We start from the raw sequence: 19,159 nt of genomic DNA on the forward strand, positions 1-19,159 counted from the left end.
GTTCGCGTCGCGCTTCCCGGATCCCGAATTCAAGGCGATGCGTGTGTGTTCCGCATCGAACGCGAATACTGAGCGCTTGACAGGATCGTCAGCGCTCAGGTGAAACGCCGCCCGTGCAGGCGGCGCGCCGCCATCGCCTCGCGGGCCGAAAGCGGCCGTCCGCCGGGCCACTGCAGGAGGTCGAGCTGCAGGCTGCCGCTGCCGCAGGCCACGCGCAGCATGCCGTCGGTGACGATCGTGCCCGCGGGTGCGTCGATGGCGGCGGCCGGCCGCGCCGCGAGCACGCGCACGCGCTCGCCGTCGAGCTCGCTCCAGGCCATCGGCACCGGATTGAAGGCGCGCACGCGGCGCGCCAGCGTCTGGGCATCGGCGGACCAGTCGATGCGCGCCTCGTCCTTGCTCAGCTTCGAGGCGTAGGTCGCGCCCTGCGCCGGCTGCGGCGTCTCGTGCAGGCGTCCGGCCGCGAGCGCATCGAGGGCGTGCACTATCAGCCGGGCGCCGAGCGCGGACAGGGTGTCGTGCAGTTGTCCGGCGGTGGTGTCCTCGCCGATCGGCACCGCCTCACGCAGCAGCATCGGTCCGGTGTCGAGGCCGGCGTCCATGCGCATGATGGTGATCCCGGTCTCGCGGTCGCCGGCTTCGATCGCGCGCTGGATCGGCGCCGCCCCGCGCCAGCGCGGCAGCAGCGAGGCGTGGATGTTCAGGCAGCCGTGGCGCGGGATGTCGAGTACCGCCTGCGGTAGGATCAGCCCGTAGGCGACGACCACCATCACCTCGGGCGACAGTGCCCGCAGCTCGGTCTGTGCTTCGGCGCGCAGCTTTTCCGGCTTGAACACCGGCAGGCCGAGCGCCTCGGCACGTAGCGCGACCGGCGACGGCGTGAGCTTGCGGCCGCGCCCGGCCGGGCGGTCGGGTTGGGTGAAGACGCCGACGATCTCGTGCCCGGCCGCGTGCAGCGCCTCGAGCGTGGCGACCGAAAACGCCGGCGTGCCGGCGAAGACGAGGCGCATCGTGCGACCCTCAGGCGGCCTGCTGTTTGCGCAGCTTCTTGAGTAGGCGTTCGCGCTTGATGCTGGACAGGCGGTCGATGTACAGCTTGCCGTCGAGATGGTCGATCTCGTGCTGGATCGCCTGCGCCAGCAGGCCGTGGGCTTCGATCTCCCAGGGTTTGCCGTGGCGGTCGAGCGCGCGCAGCTTCAGCCGTGCGTAGCGTTCGACCTTCTCGCCGACGCCGGGCACCGACAGGCAGCCTTCGTCCATCATCTCGGCATCTTGCGGCTCGCTGATCTCGGGATTGATCATGACCATCGGCGCCGGCTGGGTCTTGTCCTCGGTACAGTCCATCACCGCGACGCGCAGCGGCACGCCGACCTGCGTCGCCGCGAGGCCCACGCCGGGCGCGGCGTACATGGTCTCGAACATGTCGTCGATCAGCTTCTGCAACGCCGCGTCGAACTCGCGCACGGGGGCGGCCTTCTGGCGCAGGCGCGGGTCGGGATGGTGGAGTATCGTGAGCAAAGCCATGTGCGGGCGAGGACCCTGTGTAGAAATGACCCTCAAAGTTGACGGCAAACGATTGAGCCGTCTACAGTTTGGCCGTTCAGGCGCAACCTGCGGGGAAGGTGCCGCCATGCCCGATTATACCGGTTCGAGGACCTTGCTCGGCATCGCTGCCGTGGCGATGTCGTGCCTGGTCGCCTGTGCACAGACCGGTGAACGCAAGCGCTACGCGCCGGCGCCGGCGGAGGCCGCAACGGTACCGCAGCAAGGTCCGGTGGGCACGCCGATGGCCGCGGCCGAAGCGCCCGAGGCGCGTTCCCGCGAGGCGGTGCGGGTGCGCGAGGATGCGCCGCTGCGCTACGTCGTGCAGCGCGGCGACACGCTCTGGGACTTGTCCAAGCGCTTCCTGCTCGAACCCTGGCAGTGGCCGGAAATCTGGTACGTCAACGACCAGATCGCCAACCCGCATCTGATCTACCCCGGCGATGTGCTGACGCTGATCTGGCGCGACGGTCGCCCGATGGTCCTGCGCGAGGACCTACGCGAGGACTTGAACCTCGAACGGCTGTCGCCGCGGGTGCGCGAACTGCCGCTCGAAGCGGCCATTCCGACCATTCCGATCGAAGCGATCCGCGACTTTTTGCGTCGTGTCCGTGTGGTCACGGCCGAGGATCTGCGCCGCGCACCCTACGTGCTCGGCTTCGCCGATCCGCGCCTGGTCGTCGGCGCCGGCAGCGAGGTCTATGTGCGCAACCTGCCGGTCGCGGAGCGGTACCAGTACGACGCTGTGCGTATCGGCAACCGCTACGTGGATCCCGACAGCGGCGAGTTTCTCGGCTGGGAGGCGATTCCGGTCGCCGACATGCAAGTCCGCCGTTACGGCGAGCCGGCCACGGCGATGGTCGCGCGCAGCTACCGTGAAATGCGCGCCGGAGACCGCTTGCTCGAGCCCGAACCGGAGGACTTCTCCACGCACTTTTATCCGCGTCCGGCGGCGGCGGACCTGGTGGCGCGCATCATCTCGGTGTTCGACGGCGTCTCGCAGATCGGTCAGTACCAGGTCGTGACCTTAAGCCGCGGTGCGGACGACGGCCTCGAGGTGGGGCACGTCCTCGACGTGTTCCAGTCCGGACGTCGCACGCGTGATCCGTACAGCGGTGTGCACACGCCGCTGCCAGAGGTGTTCGCCGGCCGGGTGATGGTGTTCAAGCGGCAGGCGCGCGTGAGCTTCGCGCTCGTGGTCGACGCCGAGCGCGAGATCCACCTCTTCGATCGCGTGCGCGGACCGCAGCCCGCGGGCGGCTAGGCCCGGGTCCGTTTGCGATCGCCGGCACTTCGCTACAGCGGTGGATGCACGGGCACTGAGGGCTTGGCTGGTCCTGTGCCGCGCGCCGGGACTGGGTAGCGCGGCGGTCCGCAGACTCCTCGAATATTTCCCGGACGCCGAGGCGGCGGTCTCGGCGAGCCGCGCGGCGCTGTCCGCGGCCGGGCTCGGCAGCGAGCAGATCGATGCCCTGCAGCGGCCCGACGAGCGCTTGCTCGCGCGCGATCTCGCCTGGCTCGATCATCCCCAGCGGCGCCTGTTGAGCTGGCTCGACGCCGACTATCCGACCGCGCTGCGCGAGATCGCACAGCCGCCGGTGCTGCTGTTCGTGCACGGCGATGCCGACTGGCTCGGCGTGCCGCAGATCGCGATCGTCGGCAGCCGCAACGCCACGCCGCAGGGCCTGGAGAATGCGCAGGCTTTTGCCGCCGAGCTCGCCCGCCGCGGGCTGGCCATCACCAGCGGGCTGGCGCTGGGCATCGACGCTGCGGCGCATCGTGGCGCCCTCGCCGCCGGCGGCGGCACCATCGCGGTCTGCGGTACCGGGCTCGATCGCGTCTATCCGGCGCGGCACAAGGACCTCGCCCACGCCATTGCCGCCAGCGGCGCGCTGGTGTCGGAGTTTGCGCCCGGCGTGGCGGCGTTGGCCGAGAACTTTCCGCGCCGCAACCGTATCATCAGCGGACTGTCTCTCGGCGTACTCGTGGTCGAGGCCGCGCGCGAGTCGGGTTCGCTGATCACCGCGCGCCTGGCCCTGGAACAAGGCCGCGAGGTTTTCGCGATCCCGGGTTCGATCCACAATCCGATGGCGCGCGGCTGTCATGATCTGATCCGCCGCGGCGCCAAGCTGGTCGAGACCGTCGACGACGTGCTCGAAGAAATCGGCCCACTGCTGGGCATGAGACGTGCGAAACTGGGCACCGCGACACAGCCGGTGCCGAGCGCGGGCGGTGACGATGAGATCGAGCGCGCGCTTTTGCGTGCGATGGGCGACGATGCCGTGTCGGTCGACACCCTGGCCGCGCGCGTCAGGGCCCCGGTGGCGGCGTTGCAGGCGGCGTTGACGCGCCTCGAACTCGCCGGCGCGATCGCCGGCATGGCCGGTGGCCGCTACCAACGGCTGGTGCGCGGCGCGCGCGCAGGTCGCGGCGCAGACCAACCCACAGACAGCATCGGGAACGAAGTACCGCGATGAAAGAAACGGTCCTGGACGTGTTGATGTACCTGCTGGAGAACTATCAGCAGGGCGAATTCACCGACGCCGACAATCAGGATGCGCTGCACGAGGAACTGGTCGCCGCCGGCTTCGCCGACGATCAAGTGCGCCAGGCCTTTGCCTGGCTCGACGGCCTCGCCGCGCAGCGCCAGCTGCCGATCGTCTTCGGCCCCGGCGGGGCGATGCGCCTTTATGCGCGCGAGGAGGCCGCGAAGATCCCGCTGGACTGCCGCGGCTTCCTGCTCTATCTCGAACAGCTCGGCATCCTCGACGCCGGCCTGCGCGAGCTGGTGATCGACCGACTGATGGCGCTCAAGGAGGAGATCGACTTGGAGCGCGTCAAGTGGGTGTGCCTGCTGGTGCTGATGAACCAGCCGGATGCCGAGGAGGCCTTCGGCCACCTCGAAGAGATGGTCTACTACCAGGGCGAGTTCACCCATTGACGGCGCCGCGCGCCCGCGCGTGCGCGCACGCGATTGGCCTAGACAGTCGCGCGAGCTTGCGCTTATAAGGCGCCCACCGCGGCCGCTGTCCGGCGGCTCCCCCCGCGCCGGATCCGCGTCAACAGGCCCTTATGCCGAGTTACATGAGCAAGAACCTGGTCATCGTCGAGTCGCCCGCCAAGGCGAAGACGATCAAGAAGTATCTGGGCAAGGGCTTCGAGGTCCTCGCCTCCTACGGTCATGTGCGCGACCTCGTGCCCAAGGACGGCGCCGTCGACGTCACCAACGGCTTCGACATGAAGTACCAGGTGATCGAGCGCAACGAGAAGCACGTCAAGGCGATCGCCGCGGCGCTCAAGGACGCGGACGAACTCTGGCTGGCCACCGACCCCGACCGCGAGGGCGAGGCGATCTCCTGGCATCTGGTCGAACTCCTGCGCGAGAAGAAGCTGCTCGCCAACAAGCCGGTCAAGCGCGTGGTGTTCTACGAGATCACCCAGCGCGAGGTGCAGAACGCGATTAAGAACCCGCGAGAGATTTCCGACGACCTGGTCAACGCGCAGCAGGCGCGGCGCGCGCTCGACTACCTCGTCGGCTTCAATCTGTCGCCGCTTTTGTGGCGCAAGGTGCAGCCGGGCCTGTCCGCCGGCCGCGTGCAGTCGCCGGCGCTGCGTCTGATCTGCGAGCGCGAGGAAGAGATCAAGGCCTTCGTCCCGCGCGAGTACTGGACACTTCAAGCCAGCGCGCAGAAGAAAGGCGAAAAGGACCCGCAGGCATTCACGGCCAAGCTGGTCGAGCTGCAAGGCCGCAAGGTCGAGCAGTTCACGCTGACCAACACGGTCGCGGCGCTGACCGCGAAGAACATCATCGCCAAGGCGGCAGAAGGCGAGCTGGTCGTCACCGCCGTGGACAAAAAACAGCGTCGGCGCAGTCCGGCGCCGCCGTTCACGACCTCGACGCTGCAGCAGGAAGCCAATCGCAAGCTCGGGTTTTCCGCGAGCCGCACGATGCGCGCGGCGCAGCAGCTCTACGAGGGCGTCGATCTGGGTGGCGAGACCGTGGGCCTGATCACCTACATGCGCACCGACTCGGTGAGTCTCGCCCAGGATGCGCTCGCCGACATCCGCAAGACCATCGCCGCGCAGTTCGGCGCAAAGGCGCTGCCGGACGAGCCGCGTCACTACAAGACCAAGTCGAAGAACGCGCAGGAAGCGCACGAGGCGGTACGGCCGACCTTCGCCTCGCGCCTGCCCAAGGATGTCGCGCCGTTCCTGACGCCGGACCAGGCCAAGCTCTATGAACTGATCTGGAAGCGCACCATCGCCTGCCAGATGCAGCAGGCGGTGTTCGACACGGTCGCGGTGGAGCTGGCCGCCGGCGCGGGCAACACGTTCCGCGCCACTGGCTCGGTGCTGGTCGAGCCGGGATTCATCGCCGTGTACAGTCAAGGCACCGACACCCCCTCCGGCAAGGACGAGGACGAGGATGACAAGCGCCTGCCGGCACTCGAAGTCGGCGAGCGGGTCAAACTCCTCGATCTGATCGTCGACCAGCACTTCACCGAGCCGCCGCCCCGCTACACCGAGGCCAGCCTGGTCAAGACGCTGGAGGAGTACGACATCGGCCGGCCGTCGACCTATGCCAGCATCATCTCGACGCTGCTCGCGCGCGATTACGTGCGTCTCGACGGCAAGGCCTTCGTGCCGACCGACGTCGGCATGATCGTCAACAAGTTTCTGACCGAACACTTCGCCCGCTACGTCGACTACGAGTTCACCGCGCATCTGGAGGACGATCTCGACGCGGTGTCGCGTGGCGAAAAGCAATGGAAGCCCTTGCTCGCCGAGTTCTGGCAGGCGTTCAAGCAGCGCATCGACGAAAAGCAGGAGTTGAGCCGGTCGGAAGTGTCCGAGTCGCGCCAGCTCGGCATCGATCCGGTGTCCGGCAAGCCGGTGTCCGCGCGCCTCGGTCGTTACGGCCCTTACGTGCAGATCGGCACCAAGGATGATGCGGACAAGCCGCGCTTCGCCAGCTTGCGCGCCAATCAGCGCATCGACACCTTGACGCTGGACGAGGCGCTGGCGCTGTTCGCCCTGCCGCGCAAGCTGGGTCAGTTGCCCAGCGGCGAGGAGGTCGAGGTCAACATCGGCCGTTTCGGCCCCTATGTGCGTTACGGGTCGAACTTCGTGTCCCTGAAGAAAGACGATGATCCGTACACCATCGAGCTGCCGCGTGCGATCGAACTGATCGAGCAGAAAGCCGCGGCGCTCGAGGCGGCGACGATCAAACGCTACGGCGACAGCGGCATCCGCATCGTCAAGGGGCGCTTCGGTCCGTACATCACCGACGGCAAGCGCCGTGCGCGCATCCCCAGGGGCCGCGACCCCGAGAGTCTGAGCGTGCTCGAGTGCGAGGCCTATCTCGCCGAGGCGGAAAAGCCGGCAGCTACGGTGCGCGCGCGCAAGGCCGCAGACAAGGACGTGGCCGCGACGGCCCCACCGAAGAAGGCTGCGAGCAAGGCACCGAACAACGCGGCGAAGAAAACGGCGAGCAAAGCCGCCAAGAAGGTGGCCAAGAAGGCCGTGAAGACGACTAAGGCGAAGCGCTGAACATGGCTTGGGACATTGCACCGTGGCATTTGCGCCGCGCGCTCGATGCGCTCGCGGACGGCGGCGTCATCGCCTGTCCGACCGAGGCAGTCTGGGGCTTGTCGTGCGACCCGCTCGACCGCCACGCGGTGCTGCGTCTGCTCGATCTCAAGCAGCGTGACTGGCGCAAGGGCCTGATCCTGGTCGCCGCCGCTTTCGACGATCTGCCCGACTTCGTCGAGCTGCCGTCGCACAACGCAATGAAACGCGCGACCGCGACCTGGCCGGGGCCGGCCACCTGGATCTTCCCCGCAGCGCCCGATGCGCCGCGCTGGCTCACCGGCGAGCACGACGGCATCGCCGTGCGCGTGACCGCGCATCCGCTGCTGCGCGCGCTGTGCGAACGCTTCGGCCCCCTGGTGTCGACCAGCGCCAACCGTAGCGGCCGACCGCCGGCGCGTTCGATCACCGAGGTGCGGCTGCAATTCCGTGACACGCTCGACGCCATCGTGCCCGGCGCGCTCGGTGGTCTGGCCAAGCCGACCACGATCCGCGACGTACAGACCGGGCACATCCTGCGCCGATGAGCGCGATCGACGCCGCCGCCGTCGAAACCTATCTGTGCGCGCTGCAGACCCGTATCTGCGATGCGCTGTCGGCGATCGACGGTGGTGCGTTTGCGACCGACGACTGGCGCAAGCCCGCCGACAGCCCGCTGCAGGGGCGCGGATGCACGCGCGTGCTCAGCGACGGCGCGGTGTTCGAGCGTGCCGGGGTTGCGTTTTCGGACGTGAGCGGCGCGCGCCTGCCGCCCTCGGCCTCACAGAGCCGACCGGAACTGGTCGGCCGCGCGTTCCGCGCGATGGGCGTGTCGCTGGTGATCCATCCGCGCAATCCGCACGTGCCGACCGCGCACGCCAACGTGCGCTTCTTCGTCGCCGATGAGCCGGGCCAGACGCCGGTGTGGTGGTTCGGCGGCGGCTTCGACCTCACGCCCTACTACGGCTACGACGAGGACGCCCGCCACTGGCACGCCGCTGCGCGCGACGCCTGCGCGCCGTTCGGCGCGCACGTGTACCCGCGGCTCAAACGATGGTGCGACGAGTATTTCTTTCTCAAGCACCGCCTCGAGCCGCGCGGCATCGGCGGCTTGTTCTTCGACGACTGGCGCGAGGGCGGCTTCGATGCGAGCTTCGCACTGATGCGCAGCGTCGGCGATCACTTCCTGCCGGCCTATGTGCCGATCGTCGAGCGGCGCCGGCACACGCCTTACGGCGAGCGCGAGCGCGACTGGCAGCTCTACCGGCGCGGGCGCTACGTCGAGTTCAATCTGGTCTGGGACCGCGGAACGCTGTTCGGCCTGCAGTCCGGCGGCCGCACCGAATCGATCTTGATGTCGATGCCGCCGCTCGCCGCCTGGCGCTACGACTACGCGCCGGAGCCGGGCTCGCCCGAGGCCGAGCTGTGCGAGCGCTATCTCAAGCCGCGGGACTGGGTCTAGACCAGACAGCGGCTGCAGCTCGCGGCTTGCAGGGCGGGGGCCTGCTTTGCTGTCACCGGCAGACTGCAACCGCCGTTGTTCTAAACTCGACCCATGACCCTGACCGAACTGCGATATCTCGTGAACCTCGACAAGGAGCGGCACTTCGGCCGCGCCGCGGAGCGCTCCTTCGTCTCGCAGCCGACGCTGTCGGTCGCACTCAAGAAGCTCGAGGACGAGCTCGGCGTGATCCTGTTCGAGCGCAATCGCGGCGAGGCGCGGCCGACGCCGGTCGGCGAGCGCATCATCGCGCAGGCGCGGCGCGTGCTGTCGGAGGCGCGGCTGATCGAGGATCTGGCGCGCGACGGCCGCGACGAGATCACCGGACCGCTGCGCCTGGGCGCGATCTACACCGTCGGCCCCTATCTGTTGCCGAGCCTGGTGCCGCTGCTGCGCCAGCGTGCGCCGCAGATGCCGCTCATCATCGAGGAGAACTTCACCGCCAAGCTGCTGGAGCAGTTGCGCGACAACGAGCTGGACGTGATCCTGGTCGCGCTGCCGGTGGATCTCAATGGCCTGCTGGCCTGGCCGGTCTACGACGAGGACTTCGTCGTCGTCATGCCGCCGGATCATCACTGGGCGCACACGGCGAAGATTCCGGCCAAGCAGCTCGCCGGCGAAAAGCTGCTGCTGCTCGGCCCCGGACATTGTTTCCGTGAGCAGGTGATCGAGGTCTGCCCGAAGTGTGTCGACGCCGACGCCGACGGCCCCAAGCCGCAGACCGGTAGCTCGTTGGAGACGATCCGCCACATGGTCGTCAGCGGGCTGGGCATCACCGTGCTGCCGCGCTCCTCGGTCGAGAATCGCCCCGAGGACAGCCTGCTGGTGTCGCGGCCCTTCGTGCCGCCGGCGCCGACGCGGCGCATCGCCTTGGTTTGGCGCAAGACCTTCCCGCGGCGCAAGGCGATCGGGCTGCTGCGCGATACGATTCTCGAATCCGGCATCAAGGGCGTGACGATGCTGCCGGACGCGGACGCGCCGGGCGAATGAAAGCGCCGCTCAGCCGAGCGACAGCCGGGCGCCGACGAGCAGCAGCAGCAGCGCGAATCCGCGTTTGAGCATCCCTGCCGGCAGACGATGCGCGAGCCGCACGCCGAGCGGCGCGCACAGCACGCTGGCCGCCGCCAAGGCGATGAAGGCGCTCAGGCTGACATAACCGAGATGCGGCGCCGGCACGCCCGGCGCGTGCCAGCCGGCGACCATGAAGCCGAGCGCGCCGGCCCATGCGATGGGGATGCCGCCGGCGGCTGCGCTGCCGACGGCGCGGAGCACCGGCAGTCCGCGCGCACTCAGGTATGGCACGCTCAGCGAGCCGCCGCCGATGCCGACCAGCGCCGACAACAGGCCGATCGCAGCGCCGGCACAGACGAGCTCGATCGACCCGGCGCGCAAGCCCGCCGTGCACGCACTGCCGTGCCGCGGCAGGCTCATCTGCACGGCGACCAGGATCGCGCCGATGCCGACGATGCGCCGCAAGACCTGGCCGCTGAGCGCGTCGGCGACGAAGGCGCCGGCGAGCGCCCCGAGCGCAAGGCCCGGGGCGAAGTGCCGCAGCGCCGGCCAGTCCACGGCGCCACGACGATGATGGGCCAGCGTCGAGGCGATCGAGGTGGCCGCGATCACCGCCAGCGAGGTGCCGATCGCCACCTGCATGAAAACGTCTTCGGGCACGCCCTGCAGCGGCAGCACCAGAGCCAGCGCCGGCACCATGATCAGGCCGCCGCCGACACCGAACAGCCCGGCGAGCACACCGGCGAACGCGCCGGTGCCCAGGAAGATCAGCCACTGCTCCATCGTCGGCAAGCTCCTGCGGCGGGCGTGTTCGGGCGGGTCGACTACAATGCGGCGCGCGCATCCTACCCGATGATGAAGCGGATCCCTTCCCTGCTGCTGCTCGGTGTGCTCGCATCGCTGCCCGGCTTTGCGCACGGTGCCGATGTCCGCGCACAGTTTCGCGCGGCGCTCGATGCCGCCGAGCGCGGCGTCGTGGCGAGTGCGGCGGACAGCGCGGCGCTGCGCGACTACCTGCTATACCCGGATCTGCAGGGCGCGCGTCTTTTGGCGCAGCTGCGTCAATCCCCGGCACCGGCGCTCGATCGCGCGATCGCCGCCTTCCTCGCCGGGCAGCCGACCCTGCCGGTGAGTGCCGAGCTGCGTCGTGCCTGGCTGCTGAGCCTGGCCGAACGCGGCCTGTGGCACGACTACCTGCGCCACTACGAGGCCGACGCCGCGACGCCCGATCTGGTCTGCCACCACTACCAGGCGCGCATCGCCACCGAAACGCAGACGCAGCTTCTCGCCGACCAGTTGCGCGACTTCTGGCAGGACGCGGCGCAGATGCCGCAGTCCTGCGCAGCGCCGTTCGACTGGCTCAAGACCCAAGGGCGGCTGACGCCGGATGCGATCGAGCGTCGCGCGCGCAAGGCGCTGGCTAACGGCAACGTCGAGCTCGCCTCGTGGCTGATCCGCGGCCTGCCGCCAGAACGCGCCGCGCCGCTGCGGCAATGGGTATCGCTGCTGCGCGATCCGGCCGCGGCGCTCGAGCGTCTGGCCGCGGATCCGAAAGCCCCGATCGAATTCGCTGCCGTCGAGGCCGCCTTCGCGCGGCTGTCGCCGCGCCGCCCGAGCCTGGCCGCGGCCCGCCTGCGCGCCCTCGGCCGCGAGCGCTTCGGCGCCGGCGAATACGCCGAGTTGCAGCGCTGGGTCGCGCTCGGCTTGTCGTGGGACCGCGACGCCGATGCGCTGGCCTGGTTCCAGGTGCTGCCCGAGTCCCATGCCGACGCGCGCGTGCACGAGTGGCGCGTGCGTGCCGCGCTGTGGCAGCGCCGCTTCGATCTGGCGTCGACCTGGCTGCAGGCGATGCCCCCGGCCATGGCGGCCGAACAGCGCTGGACCTACTGGCGCGCGCGCAGCGCAGAACTGCTCGGACACGTCGCAGAGGCACGGCCGATCTACGAGCGCCTGTCCGCGGAAAACGGCTACCACGGCCTGCTCGCCGCCTGGCGCCTGCAGCGTCCGTACCGGCCTTCGCCGCGGGCGTTCACCGACGACCTGATCGTGCAGAGCGAGCTGCTCGAACGCCGCGAAGTGCAGCGCGCACGCGAACTCTTGCTCGCCGAGCGCGACCGCTGGGCGCACATCGAATGGCGCCGCGCGACTGTCGATCTCGATGCCGCACACAAGCTCCAGGCCGCGCGTCTGGCTTCGCACTGGGGCTGGCACGTGCAGGCGGTCAGCCTGCTCGCCGCGCTCGACATCCACGACCTGTTCGAGCTCAGCTATCCCGATCCTTACGCCGAGCCGATCCGGCGCCACGCGCGCGCGCTCGGCGTGCCCGCGGAGGTGATCTACGGCGTCATGCGCCAGGAAAGCCTGTTCGATCCGCGCGCGGTCTCGCCGTCGAACGCTTACGGGCTGATGCAGCTGCTGCTGCCGACGGCCCGCGAGGTGGCGCGCCGGCGCGGCGACCCGCGCCCGGATCGCGAGGATCTGATGCAGCCTTCGATCAACATTCCCCTCGGCGCCAGCTATCTGCGCGAGCTGCACACGCGCTTCGGCGGCCAGTGGCTGTTGGCCTTGGCCGGCTACAACGCCGGCCCCAATGCGGTCAGGCGCTGGCTGCCGCAGCCGCCGCTGCCGGCGACCATCGAGCCGGACATCTGGATCGAGAACATCCCGTTCAACCAGACGCGCGGCTACGTGCAGAAAGTGTTGTGGCACATCGCCGTGCACCGCTGGCGCGACGGCGGCGAGCCGCAGACGCCGGCACAGTGGTTGCAACCGGTGCGCGCGCGGTGATCAAGCGCTACCTCGTCGGCGGCGCCGTGCGCGACCGTCTGCTCGGCCTGCCGCCGGCCGAGCGCGACTGGGTCGTCGTCGGTGCGACGCCGGACGAGATGCGCGCGGCCGGTTACCAGCCGGTTGGTCAGGACTTCCCGGTGTTCCTGCACCCTGAAACCCGGGAGGAACACGCGCTGGCGCGCACCGAGCGCAAGACGGCGCCGGGCTACCGCGGCTTCGTCTTCCACGCCGATCCCGACGTCAGCCTCGAAGACGATCTGCGCCGGCGCGATCTGACCATCAACGCGATCGCCCAGGACGAGGACGGCAAGCTGATCGACCCTTACGGCGGATGCGCCGATCTCGACGCACGCGTGCTGCGCCACGTCTCCGCGGCCTTCGTCGAGGACCCGGTGCGGGTGCTGCGCGTCGCCCGCCTGCACGCGCGCTTCGCGCCGCTGGGCTTTCGCGTCGCCGACGAAACCCTGGCGCTGATGCGCGCGATGGTCGACGGCGGCGAGGTCGACCATCTGGTGCCCGAGCGCGTATGGAAGGAAATGAGCCGTGCGCTGATGCTCGAACGCCCCAGCGTGTTCTTCGAGACCTTGCGCGCCTGCGGCGCGCTCGCGCGCATCCTGCCGGAGGTCGATGCGCTGTTCGGCGTGCCGCAGCGCGCCGACTATCACCCGGAAGTCGACACCGGCGTGCACACGCTGATGTGCGTCGACGCCGCCGCGCGCGCCGATGCGCCGCTCGTGGTGCGCTACGCCGCGCTGGTCCACGATCTGGGCAAGGGCGTGACACCGCGCGACGAATGGCCCTCGCACAAGCAGCACGAGCATCGCGGCGTGCCGCTGGTCGCGCGCGTCAGCGAGCGCCTGCGCGTGCCCGCCCTGCTGCGCGAGGTCGCCGTCGTGCACACACGCGAACATCTCAACGTACACCGCGCGCGCGAGCTCAAGGCATCGACGCTGCACGACTTGCTCGAACGTCTCGGTGCGCTGCGCCAGCCGGATCGCTTCGCCCTCATCCTGCAAGCCTGCGAGGCCGATGCGCGCGGGCGCCTCGGCTTCGAGGACAGCGCATACCCGCAGACCGATTATCTGCGCGCGGCGGCCGCGATCGCGCGCGGACCAAAGGCGCGGGATATCCTCGCGCTCGGGCACCGCGGCGCGGCGGTGGGCGCGATCCTGCGGTCACGACGGATCGAGGCGCTGCGGCGGTGGATGGCGCGCCAGAGGCCGAGCCCGAGCAGCGGTGACGGACCCGATCCCGGCGCAACGGAGTGAATGCATGATCCGGCTCTTTCGTATCGACGACGGTGCCGTGCAGCCCCTCGAATGCGGCGCCGATGCGCTAGAGGCTCACATCGAGCAGGCACACTGGATCGACGCGCAGGCCCCGGACGAGGGTGAGCGCGCCCTGCTCCAGCGCCTGCTGCAGGTCGATCTGCCCGATGCCGACGAGGTCGACGAGATCGAGCCCTCGGCGCGCTGCTTCTGCGATCCGGCGGGAATTCACGTCTATTCGCTGTATCTGGCGGTCAGCGAGGGACGGCACCGTCTGGTCACCGTCGCCTGCATCCTGCAGAGCCGGCGGCTGATCACGATACGCGACGAGGAACTGGCCGATTTCCGCCTGCTGCGCATGCGCATACGCCGCCGACAGATCGCCGCGGCGTCGCCCGCCGATCTATTGATGACACTGCTCGAGCAGAAAGTCGAAAACCATGCCGACATGCTCGAAGACCAGCATCGCGAACTCGAACGCGTGAGCCAGACCGTCCTCGAAGACCGTCACGCCGATCTGGGCGCCGCCATCGCCCGGCTCGCGCATCTGGAGGACAGCAACGGCAAGGTGCGGCTGTGCCTGATGGACACGCAGCGTGATCTGTCATTTCTGCTGCGGCATCTCGATCAGGGTGCCGCGCGCGTCGACGCCATGCGCGAAACGATTCGAGACGTCGAGACGCTGATGTCGCACACCACGTTTTTGTTCGACAAGATCAACTTCCTGATGGACTCGACGCAGGGCTTCATCAACATCGAACAGAATCAGATCATCAAGATCTTCTCGATCGCCGCGGTCGTGTTCCTACCGCCGACCCTGGTGGCCAGCATCTACGGCATGAACTTCGACCACATGCCCGAGCTCAAGTGGCTGCTGGGCTATCCGTGGGCGCTGGGCTTGATGCTGTTGTCGGGTATCGCCCCGTATCTCTATTTCAAGCGCAAGGGCTGGTTGCGGCGATCGCGTTGAGCCGGGGTGCAGGCGGCGCCTTGACCCGTGCCGATGCCCGCACGCGCCGCCCGTTTTGGGCGCGACGTCCTGTCGAGAGCCAGGCGGCTGGCTTGGCTGGTGGGCCCGCTCGGACTTGAACCGAGAACCAAAGCATTATGAGTGCTCTGCTCTAACCGATTGAGCTACAGGCCCTTTCACTGACCGCGGCGCGCTGCGCCGGCGGATCTGCGCGGCCATTTTAGCCTTGCGGCGGCTGGCGGCGGCGGGGGGGCGTCGGCGTCGAAGCTGGGGCTAGAATGCGGCCGTGGCCCAGCCGGACGTCAGCGTCGTCTGGCCGGGCGTAGGACGCCGGGTATGACGGTTCGCACCAAGTTCATCGCCGTGATCGTGCTGGTGAATCTCGCCATGGCGGTGGCGGGTGCGCTGATCCTGTCGTCACTCAGGTCCGAGCGTAGCATCGAGCCCGAGTTGCGCGGTCACGCCAATCGCGTGGCGATGACGGTGGTGATGGACAACGCCCTGCTCGAGGTGCACGCGCAGGCCGAACGTGCGCGTCGCCTGCAGCGCGAGGGGGCGGATCCGACGCCGGCGCTGACGCAATTGCAGCAAGAACTCGACGGTGTGCGCGCGCAGCTGCGCTTCTTCACCGGCGTGCACGACGAGGCCGTCGCCGGCCTGCGTCGCGAGGTCGAAGAGACCGCGGCCGAGATCCGTGCCCTGCTGCTGCAAGGGCCGTTGTCGGGCGAAGCGGCCGAGCGGCTCAGCGCGCTGACATTCGCGCTCCAGTACCGCGCCGCACGCATCTTCGCGGCGATCGTCGACAGCAACAACCGCGACGGACTGACATCCGCACTGGATGGCTTCGCGCGCCACCGTGAGCAGGTCGGTATCGCGCTGATGGGGGTCGCCGCTGCCTTCTTGGTCACGCTGGGTCTGAGCGTCTGGGCGTATCGGCGGCTGATCCGCCCGCTGGGGGCGGTCACCGGCAGTCTCAACGCGGTGCTGACCGGCCATCAGCCCACCGAGTCGCTGCAGGAGTCGAGTGACGAGTTCGGCGACATCGTGCGCGCGATCCGTAAGCTGCAGGCGCAGGCCGAGCACATCCGGCGCATCGCCTACGAGGACCCGGGAACCGGCCTGCCGAATCGCAATCGCTTGGACGCGGAGTTGCGCGAGGTGCGTCGTCTGCGCCCGATCGACGGTACCCACGGCCTGATTCTGATCGGCATCGACACCTACGAGACCCTGCGCAGCGGCTTTGGCTTGCGCGTCGCCGAGGCGGTGATGCGCGCCGCAGCCCAGCGCTTGTATGCGCTCGATCCGATGCCGGTTTCGGTGTTCCGCATCGAGCCGCACGTGCTCGGCATCCTCGTCGACCGCGGGATCGCCGAGGCGGTGACGCGCGCCGACCTCAAGCGCATCACCGCCGAGGCCTTCAAGCGGCTCGGCTCGCCGCTGGAGGTCGAGGGCCAGCGTTTCGTGCTCGGCCTGGCCGCCGGCGCCGCGATCTATCCCGACGACGCCCGCGATGCCGAGGAGTACGTCAACGTCAGCCTGGAGGCGCTGCGCCACGCGCAGACGCAAGCGCAGGGTGCGCTGTGCTTCGGCGAACGCGGGCACACGCACCGTCTGCGCAAGCACCTGGCCTTGGCCGAGCAGATCCGTATGGGCTTGCGCGAGGGCCAGTTCGTGCCCTTCTTCCAGCCGGTGATCGACGTCGCCCATGGCAAGGTCGTCGGTGCGGAAATGCTGGTGCGCTGGCGTCAGCCCGACGGTCGCGTGGTGCTGCCCGGCGAGTTCATGCTGATCGCCCAGAGTTCCGAGGTCATCCGCGAGATGACGCGCAGCGTGCTGATCCAGGCCTGCCGCGCCGTCTGCGGCTGGTCCGAACGCGGCTACGATCTCAACATCTCCTTCAATCTGTCGGCCAAGCTTCTGTCGCCGCACATCCTGCAGATCTGCCGCGATGCGCTGTCCGAATCGGGATTGGCGCCGTCACGACTGATCGCCGAGATCACCGAGACGGCCTTGATCGGCAATCTCGACTCCAGCGCCGAGATTCTCGACGCCCTGCGCGACAGCGGCGTCAAGCTGTGTCTCGATGACTTCGGTACCGGCTATTCGTCGCTGACGCACCTGTACCGCTTCCGCATCGACCGCATCAAGATCGATCCGGTCGTCGCCCGCGCCGCGGCGCAGAATGCGCGCGCCGCCGAGATCATCCGCTCGATGAGCGAGCTCGCGGTGCGCATCGGCATCGCCATCGTCGTCGAGGGCGTGGAGACCGAGGAGGATGCCCAGCGTCTGCGCGAACTCGGCTGTTCGCTGCAACAGGGTTTTTTGTACACGCGCGCGCTTGCGCAGGAACAGTTCGTCGAGTGGGCACGCAGCTTCGAGGCGCGCGCCCACGCTGCATAGCCGAGCCGCTCCGTCACGCGCTGGTGCTCGGCGGCGCGCGGCGCTATCGTGGGGCCGGCGGCGGGATCCAAAAACGCCGGATGTCCGTATCAGGGCGCGAGCGTCGTCGTGTCGGTGCCCGCACGATCGGCGCGGTATTGTGGCGGCGCTTGGCCGCCGTGGTTCGGGGCGCACCCTTACTTCAGGAGATCGAACATGAACAGCACACGCAAACCCTTGATCGCCGCGCTCGGCGCGGCCTTCGCCCTCGGCGGCATGGCCGCGCCCGCGTCGGTCTTCGCCGCCTCGGATCTGGGCGCCGGCTACATGGTGGCCGCGGCCGGTGACAAGAAGTCCGGCGAGGCCAAGTGTGGTGAGGCCAAGTGCGGCGAGAAGAAGGCCGAAGGCGCCTGCGGCGAAGGCAAGTGCGGCGAGGCCAAGTGCGGCGAGAAGAAGGCCGAAGGTGCCTGCGGCGAGGCCAAGTGCGGCGAAGGCAAGTGCGGCGAGAAGGGCAAGTGAGTCCTGCCGCGGTGCGCGGCGCAGGCTTGGGCCTGCGCCGCGCGCTGCTCTCGCCGCTCGCCGAGCGCGCCGACGCCGTCGCCGACTTTCTCGAGGTGGCGCCGGAGAACTGGATGCGCATCGGCGGCCGGCTCGGCCGCCAGTTCCGCGCGCTCACGGAGCGCTATGCGTTCGCGACCCATGGTCTGTCGCTGTCGATCGGCTCGCCAGCGCCGCTCGACGAGGACTTCGTCCGCGAGATCAAGGACTTCCTCGACCGACACGGCATCGCCGATTACAGCGAGCACCTGACCTGGTGTTCGGACGATGGTCACCTGTACGACCTGATGCCGATTCCGTTCACCGTCGATGCGGTGGATTACGTGGCCGCGCGCGTGCGCCGCGTACAAGACATACTCGAACGCCGCATCGCCCTCGAAAACGCGAGTTACTACGCGCCGCTGGCGAGCGAGCTCAGCGAGCTGGAATTCATCAACGCGGTGGTCGAGCGCGCCGACTGCGATCTGCTGCTCGACGTCAACAATGTCTACGTCAACAGCATCAATCACCGCTACGATCCAGTGCAGTTTCTCGACGGCCTGCCACGCGAGCGGGTGCGCTACATGCACATCGCCGGACACTACGTCGAGGCCGAGGACCTGCGCGTCGACACCCATGGCAGTAGCGTGATCGAGCCGGTGTGGGCGCTGCTGCAACACGCCTATGCGCGTTTCGGGGTGAAGCCGACGCTGCTCGAACGCGATTTCAACATCCCGCCGCTCCCGGTGCTGCTCGGTGAGGTCGAGCGCATCCGCACGCTGCAGGCGGCGGCGCTACCGGCGCAGCGCGTGGTCAATGGCTGAAGCTTGGACCGATTTTCGCGCGCGCCAGCTCGCGTTCTCCGCGCACCTGCGCGATCCGCGCCGCAACGAGGTCGCCGACATCGAAGACCGGCGCCTGAAGATCTACCGCGAGCTGTTCTACAACAACGTCGAGAACTGTCTGGCCGCGGCCTTTCCGGTACTGCGCAAGCTGTCCAGCGACGCGGTCTGGCACGAGCGGGTGCGCGACTTCTACGCTCGCCACCGCTGCAAGGCTCCGCAGTTCCATCGCCTGCCCGAGGAGTTCCTGCGTTTCCTCGAAGAGGTGCGCACCGAGCATCCCGACGATCCGCCGTTTTTGCGCGAGCTGGCGCATTACGAATGGGTGGAGCTCGCGCTGTCGGTGTCGCCGCTGGAGCTGAGCCCTGAGCTGGCGGACCCCAACGGCGATCCGCTGGCGCAGCCGCCCGTGATCTCGCCGCTGGCCTGGACGCTGGCCTACCGCTATCCGGTGCACCGGATCGGTCCGGACTTCCAGCCGAGCACGCCCGGCGCGGAGCCGACCTGGCTGATCGTCAATCGCGATCGCACCGATACCGTGCGGTTCATGCAGATCAACGCGGTCACGGCGCGACTGATGACCCTGATCGAGGCGCGGCCCGAGGCCAGCGGACGCGATCTTTTGCTCGACATCGCCGCCGAGCTCGCCCATCCCGACCCCGAGGCCGTCGTCGCCGAGGGTGCGCAGATCTTCGAGCGTTTGCGCGCGCGCGACATCCTGCTGGGCACCCGCCGCCCCGCGGCTGGCTGA

Annotated in this window: 17 protein-coding genes and 1 tRNA gene; 14 read left to right on the top strand and 4 right to left on the bottom strand. The window is 68.8% G+C overall.

Features of this window, described 5'->3' with window-relative positions; genetic code table 11:
- Positions 1 to 95 precede the first annotated feature (95 nt).
- Both fmt and def read right to left on the bottom strand, forming a co-directional pair.
- Entirely contained in the window at positions 96 to 1,010 is a 915-nt protein-coding gene (gene fmt, locus ABSH63_RS03460; protein WP_352887457.1) for a methionyl-tRNA formyltransferase, read from the bottom strand.
- 10 nt (positions 1,011 to 1,020) lie between these two features.
- The gene (def, locus tag ABSH63_RS03465; RefSeq protein WP_352887460.1) at positions 1,021 to 1,524 is read right to left on the bottom strand and encodes a peptide deformylase; all 504 of its coding nucleotides are present in this window, start codon (positions 1,522 to 1,524) and stop codon (positions 1,021 to 1,023) included.
- 106 nt (positions 1,525 to 1,630) lie between these two features.
- On the opposite strand from def, the gene ABSH63_RS03470 reads away from it, so the two are divergent.
- The 7 genes from ABSH63_RS03470 to ABSH63_RS03500 all read left to right on the top strand — a co-directional run bounded on the left by ABSH63_RS03470 (position 1,631) and on the right by ABSH63_RS03500 (position 9,601).
- Positions 1,631 to 2,806, top strand: coding sequence for a LysM peptidoglycan-binding domain-containing protein (locus ABSH63_RS03470; RefSeq protein ID WP_352887463.1), 1,176 nt, complete (start codon positions 1,631 to 1,633; stop codon positions 2,804 to 2,806).
- Between the two features lie 40 nt (positions 2,807 to 2,846).
- Positions 2,847 to 4,019 carry a DNA-processing protein DprA gene (dprA, locus tag ABSH63_RS03475; protein ID WP_352887466.1) on the top strand — a complete coding sequence of 391 codons (1,173 nt, stop codon included), beginning with the start codon at positions 2,847 to 2,849 and terminating at the stop codon, positions 4,017 to 4,019.
- Positions 4,016 to 4,483, top strand: coding sequence for a Smg family protein (locus ABSH63_RS03480; protein ID WP_352887468.1), 468 nt, complete (start codon positions 4,016 to 4,018; stop codon positions 4,481 to 4,483). The genes dprA and ABSH63_RS03480 overlap by 4 nt, the downstream gene beginning before the upstream one ends.
- 143 nt (positions 4,484 to 4,626) lie before the next feature.
- The gene (locus ABSH63_RS03485; RefSeq protein ID WP_352887471.1) at positions 4,627 to 7,092 is read left to right on the top strand and encodes a DNA topoisomerase I; all 2,466 of its coding nucleotides are present in this window, start codon (positions 4,627 to 4,629) and stop codon (positions 7,090 to 7,092) included.
- A 2-nt stretch (positions 7,093 to 7,094) separates the two neighbouring features.
- Positions 7,095 to 7,658 (top strand): L-threonylcarbamoyladenylate synthase type 1 TsaC, encoded by a 564-nt coding sequence (gene tsaC / locus ABSH63_RS03490; protein WP_352887473.1) that lies wholly within the window; start codon positions 7,095 to 7,097, stop codon positions 7,656 to 7,658.
- Positions 7,655 to 8,572 (top strand): oxygen-dependent coproporphyrinogen oxidase, encoded by a 918-nt coding sequence (gene hemF / locus ABSH63_RS03495; RefSeq protein WP_352887475.1) that lies wholly within the window; start codon positions 7,655 to 7,657, stop codon positions 8,570 to 8,572. The genes tsaC and hemF overlap by 4 nt, the downstream gene beginning before the upstream one ends.
- Before the next feature lie 93 nt (positions 8,573 to 8,665).
- Positions 8,666 to 9,601 carry a hydrogen peroxide-inducible genes activator gene (locus ABSH63_RS03500; protein ID WP_352887477.1) on the top strand — a complete coding sequence of 312 codons (936 nt, stop codon included), beginning with the start codon at positions 8,666 to 8,668 and terminating at the stop codon, positions 9,599 to 9,601.
- A 9-nt stretch (positions 9,602 to 9,610) separates the two neighbouring features.
- Here the strand turns inward: ABSH63_RS03500 and ABSH63_RS03505 are convergent, their stop codons facing one another.
- Positions 9,611 to 10,405, bottom strand: a complete 795-nt coding sequence (locus ABSH63_RS03505) for a sulfite exporter TauE/SafE family protein (protein ID WP_352887480.1) — start codon at positions 10,403 to 10,405, stop codon at positions 9,611 to 9,613.
- 72 nt (positions 10,406 to 10,477) lie between these two features.
- Here ABSH63_RS03505 and ABSH63_RS03510 point away from each other — a divergent pair, with 72 nt between their 5' ends.
- From ABSH63_RS03510 to corA, 3 genes are read left to right on the top strand one after another with little or no spacing between them, the layout of a single operon-like run.
- Positions 10,478 to 12,409, top strand: coding sequence for a lytic transglycosylase domain-containing protein (locus ABSH63_RS03510; RefSeq protein WP_352887482.1), 1,932 nt, complete (start codon positions 10,478 to 10,480; stop codon positions 12,407 to 12,409).
- Complete coding sequence (locus ABSH63_RS03515) at positions 12,409 to 13,680, top strand: multifunctional CCA addition/repair protein (protein ID WP_352887809.1); 1,272 nt, start codon at positions 12,409 to 12,411, stop codon at positions 13,678 to 13,680. The genes ABSH63_RS03510 and ABSH63_RS03515 overlap by 1 nt, the downstream gene beginning before the upstream one ends.
- Before the next feature lie 4 nt (positions 13,681 to 13,684).
- Positions 13,685 to 14,650, top strand: a complete 966-nt coding sequence (gene corA / locus ABSH63_RS03520) for a magnesium/cobalt transporter CorA (RefSeq protein WP_352887483.1) — start codon at positions 13,685 to 13,687, stop codon at positions 14,648 to 14,650.
- Between the two features lie 97 nt (positions 14,651 to 14,747).
- On the opposite strand, the gene ABSH63_RS03525 is transcribed toward corA, so the two are convergent.
- A tRNA-Ile gene (locus tag ABSH63_RS03525) sits at positions 14,748 to 14,824 on the bottom strand.
- A 162-nt stretch (positions 14,825 to 14,986) separates the two neighbouring features.
- Here ABSH63_RS03525 and ABSH63_RS03530 point away from each other — a divergent pair.
- The 4 genes from ABSH63_RS03530 (at position 14,987) to ABSH63_RS03545 (ending at position 19,159) form a co-directional block, all read left to right on the top strand.
- Complete coding sequence (locus tag ABSH63_RS03530) at positions 14,987 to 17,050, top strand: putative bifunctional diguanylate cyclase/phosphodiesterase (RefSeq protein ID WP_352887485.1); 2,064 nt, start codon at positions 14,987 to 14,989, stop codon at positions 17,048 to 17,050.
- A gap of 195 nt (positions 17,051 to 17,245) precedes the next feature.
- Positions 17,246 to 17,548, top strand: a complete 303-nt coding sequence (locus ABSH63_RS03535) for an HvfA family oxazolone/thioamide-modified RiPP metallophore (RefSeq protein ID WP_352887488.1) — start codon at positions 17,246 to 17,248, stop codon at positions 17,546 to 17,548.
- Positions 17,549 to 17,559: 11 nt separating this feature from the next.
- Positions 17,560 to 18,390 (top strand): HvfB family MNIO-type RiPP peptide maturase, encoded by an 831-nt coding sequence (locus ABSH63_RS03540; protein WP_352887489.1) that lies wholly within the window; start codon positions 17,560 to 17,562, stop codon positions 18,388 to 18,390.
- Positions 18,383 to 19,159, top strand: a complete 777-nt coding sequence (locus ABSH63_RS03545; RefSeq protein WP_352887491.1) for an HvfC family RiPP maturation protein — start codon at positions 18,383 to 18,385, stop codon at positions 19,157 to 19,159. The genes ABSH63_RS03540 and ABSH63_RS03545 overlap by 8 nt, the downstream gene beginning before the upstream one ends.

The organism is Sinimarinibacterium thermocellulolyticum, from assembly GCF_040327995.1.
In the GTDB taxonomy this organism is placed as follows: Bacteria; Pseudomonadota; Gammaproteobacteria; order Nevskiales; family Nevskiaceae; genus Solimonas; species Solimonas thermocellulolyticum.

What these genes read in the sequence shown, in the direction of transcription:
- fmt (WP_352887457.1), bottom strand. Translation starts at nt 1,010, where the DNA reads ATGCGCCTCGTCTTCGCCGGCACGCCGGCGTTTTCGGTCGCCACGCTC.
- def (WP_352887460.1), bottom strand. Translation starts at nt 1,524, where the DNA reads ATGGCTTTGCTCACGATACTCCACCATCCCGACCCGCGCCTGCGCCAG.
- ABSH63_RS03470 (WP_352887463.1), top strand. Translation starts at nt 1,631, where the DNA reads ATGCCCGATTATACCGGTTCGAGGACCTTGCTCGGCATCGCTGCCGTG.
- ABSH63_RS03480 (WP_352887468.1), top strand. Translation starts at nt 4,016, where the DNA reads ATGAAAGAAACGGTCCTGGACGTGTTGATGTACCTGCTGGAGAACTAT.
- ABSH63_RS03485 (WP_352887471.1), top strand. Translation starts at nt 4,627, where the DNA reads ATGAGCAAGAACCTGGTCATCGTCGAGTCGCCCGCCAAGGCGAAGACG.
- tsaC (WP_352887473.1), top strand. Translation starts at nt 7,095, where the DNA reads ATGGCTTGGGACATTGCACCGTGGCATTTGCGCCGCGCGCTCGATGCG.
- hemF (WP_352887475.1), top strand. Translation starts at nt 7,655, where the DNA reads ATGAGCGCGATCGACGCCGCCGCCGTCGAAACCTATCTGTGCGCGCTG.
- ABSH63_RS03500 (WP_352887477.1), top strand. Translation starts at nt 8,666, where the DNA reads ATGACCCTGACCGAACTGCGATATCTCGTGAACCTCGACAAGGAGCGG.
- ABSH63_RS03505 (WP_352887480.1), bottom strand. Translation starts at nt 10,405, where the DNA reads ATGGAGCAGTGGCTGATCTTCCTGGGCACCGGCGCGTTCGCCGGTGTG.
- ABSH63_RS03510 (WP_352887482.1), top strand. Translation starts at nt 10,478, where the DNA reads ATGAAGCGGATCCCTTCCCTGCTGCTGCTCGGTGTGCTCGCATCGCTG.
- corA (WP_352887483.1), top strand. Translation starts at nt 13,685, where the DNA reads ATGATCCGGCTCTTTCGTATCGACGACGGTGCCGTGCAGCCCCTCGAA.
- ABSH63_RS03530 (WP_352887485.1), top strand. Translation starts at nt 14,987, where the DNA reads ATGACGGTTCGCACCAAGTTCATCGCCGTGATCGTGCTGGTGAATCTC.
- ABSH63_RS03535 (WP_352887488.1), top strand. Translation starts at nt 17,246, where the DNA reads ATGAACAGCACACGCAAACCCTTGATCGCCGCGCTCGGCGCGGCCTTC.
- ABSH63_RS03545 (WP_352887491.1), top strand. Translation starts at nt 18,383, where the DNA reads ATGGCTGAAGCTTGGACCGATTTTCGCGCGCGCCAGCTCGCGTTCTCC.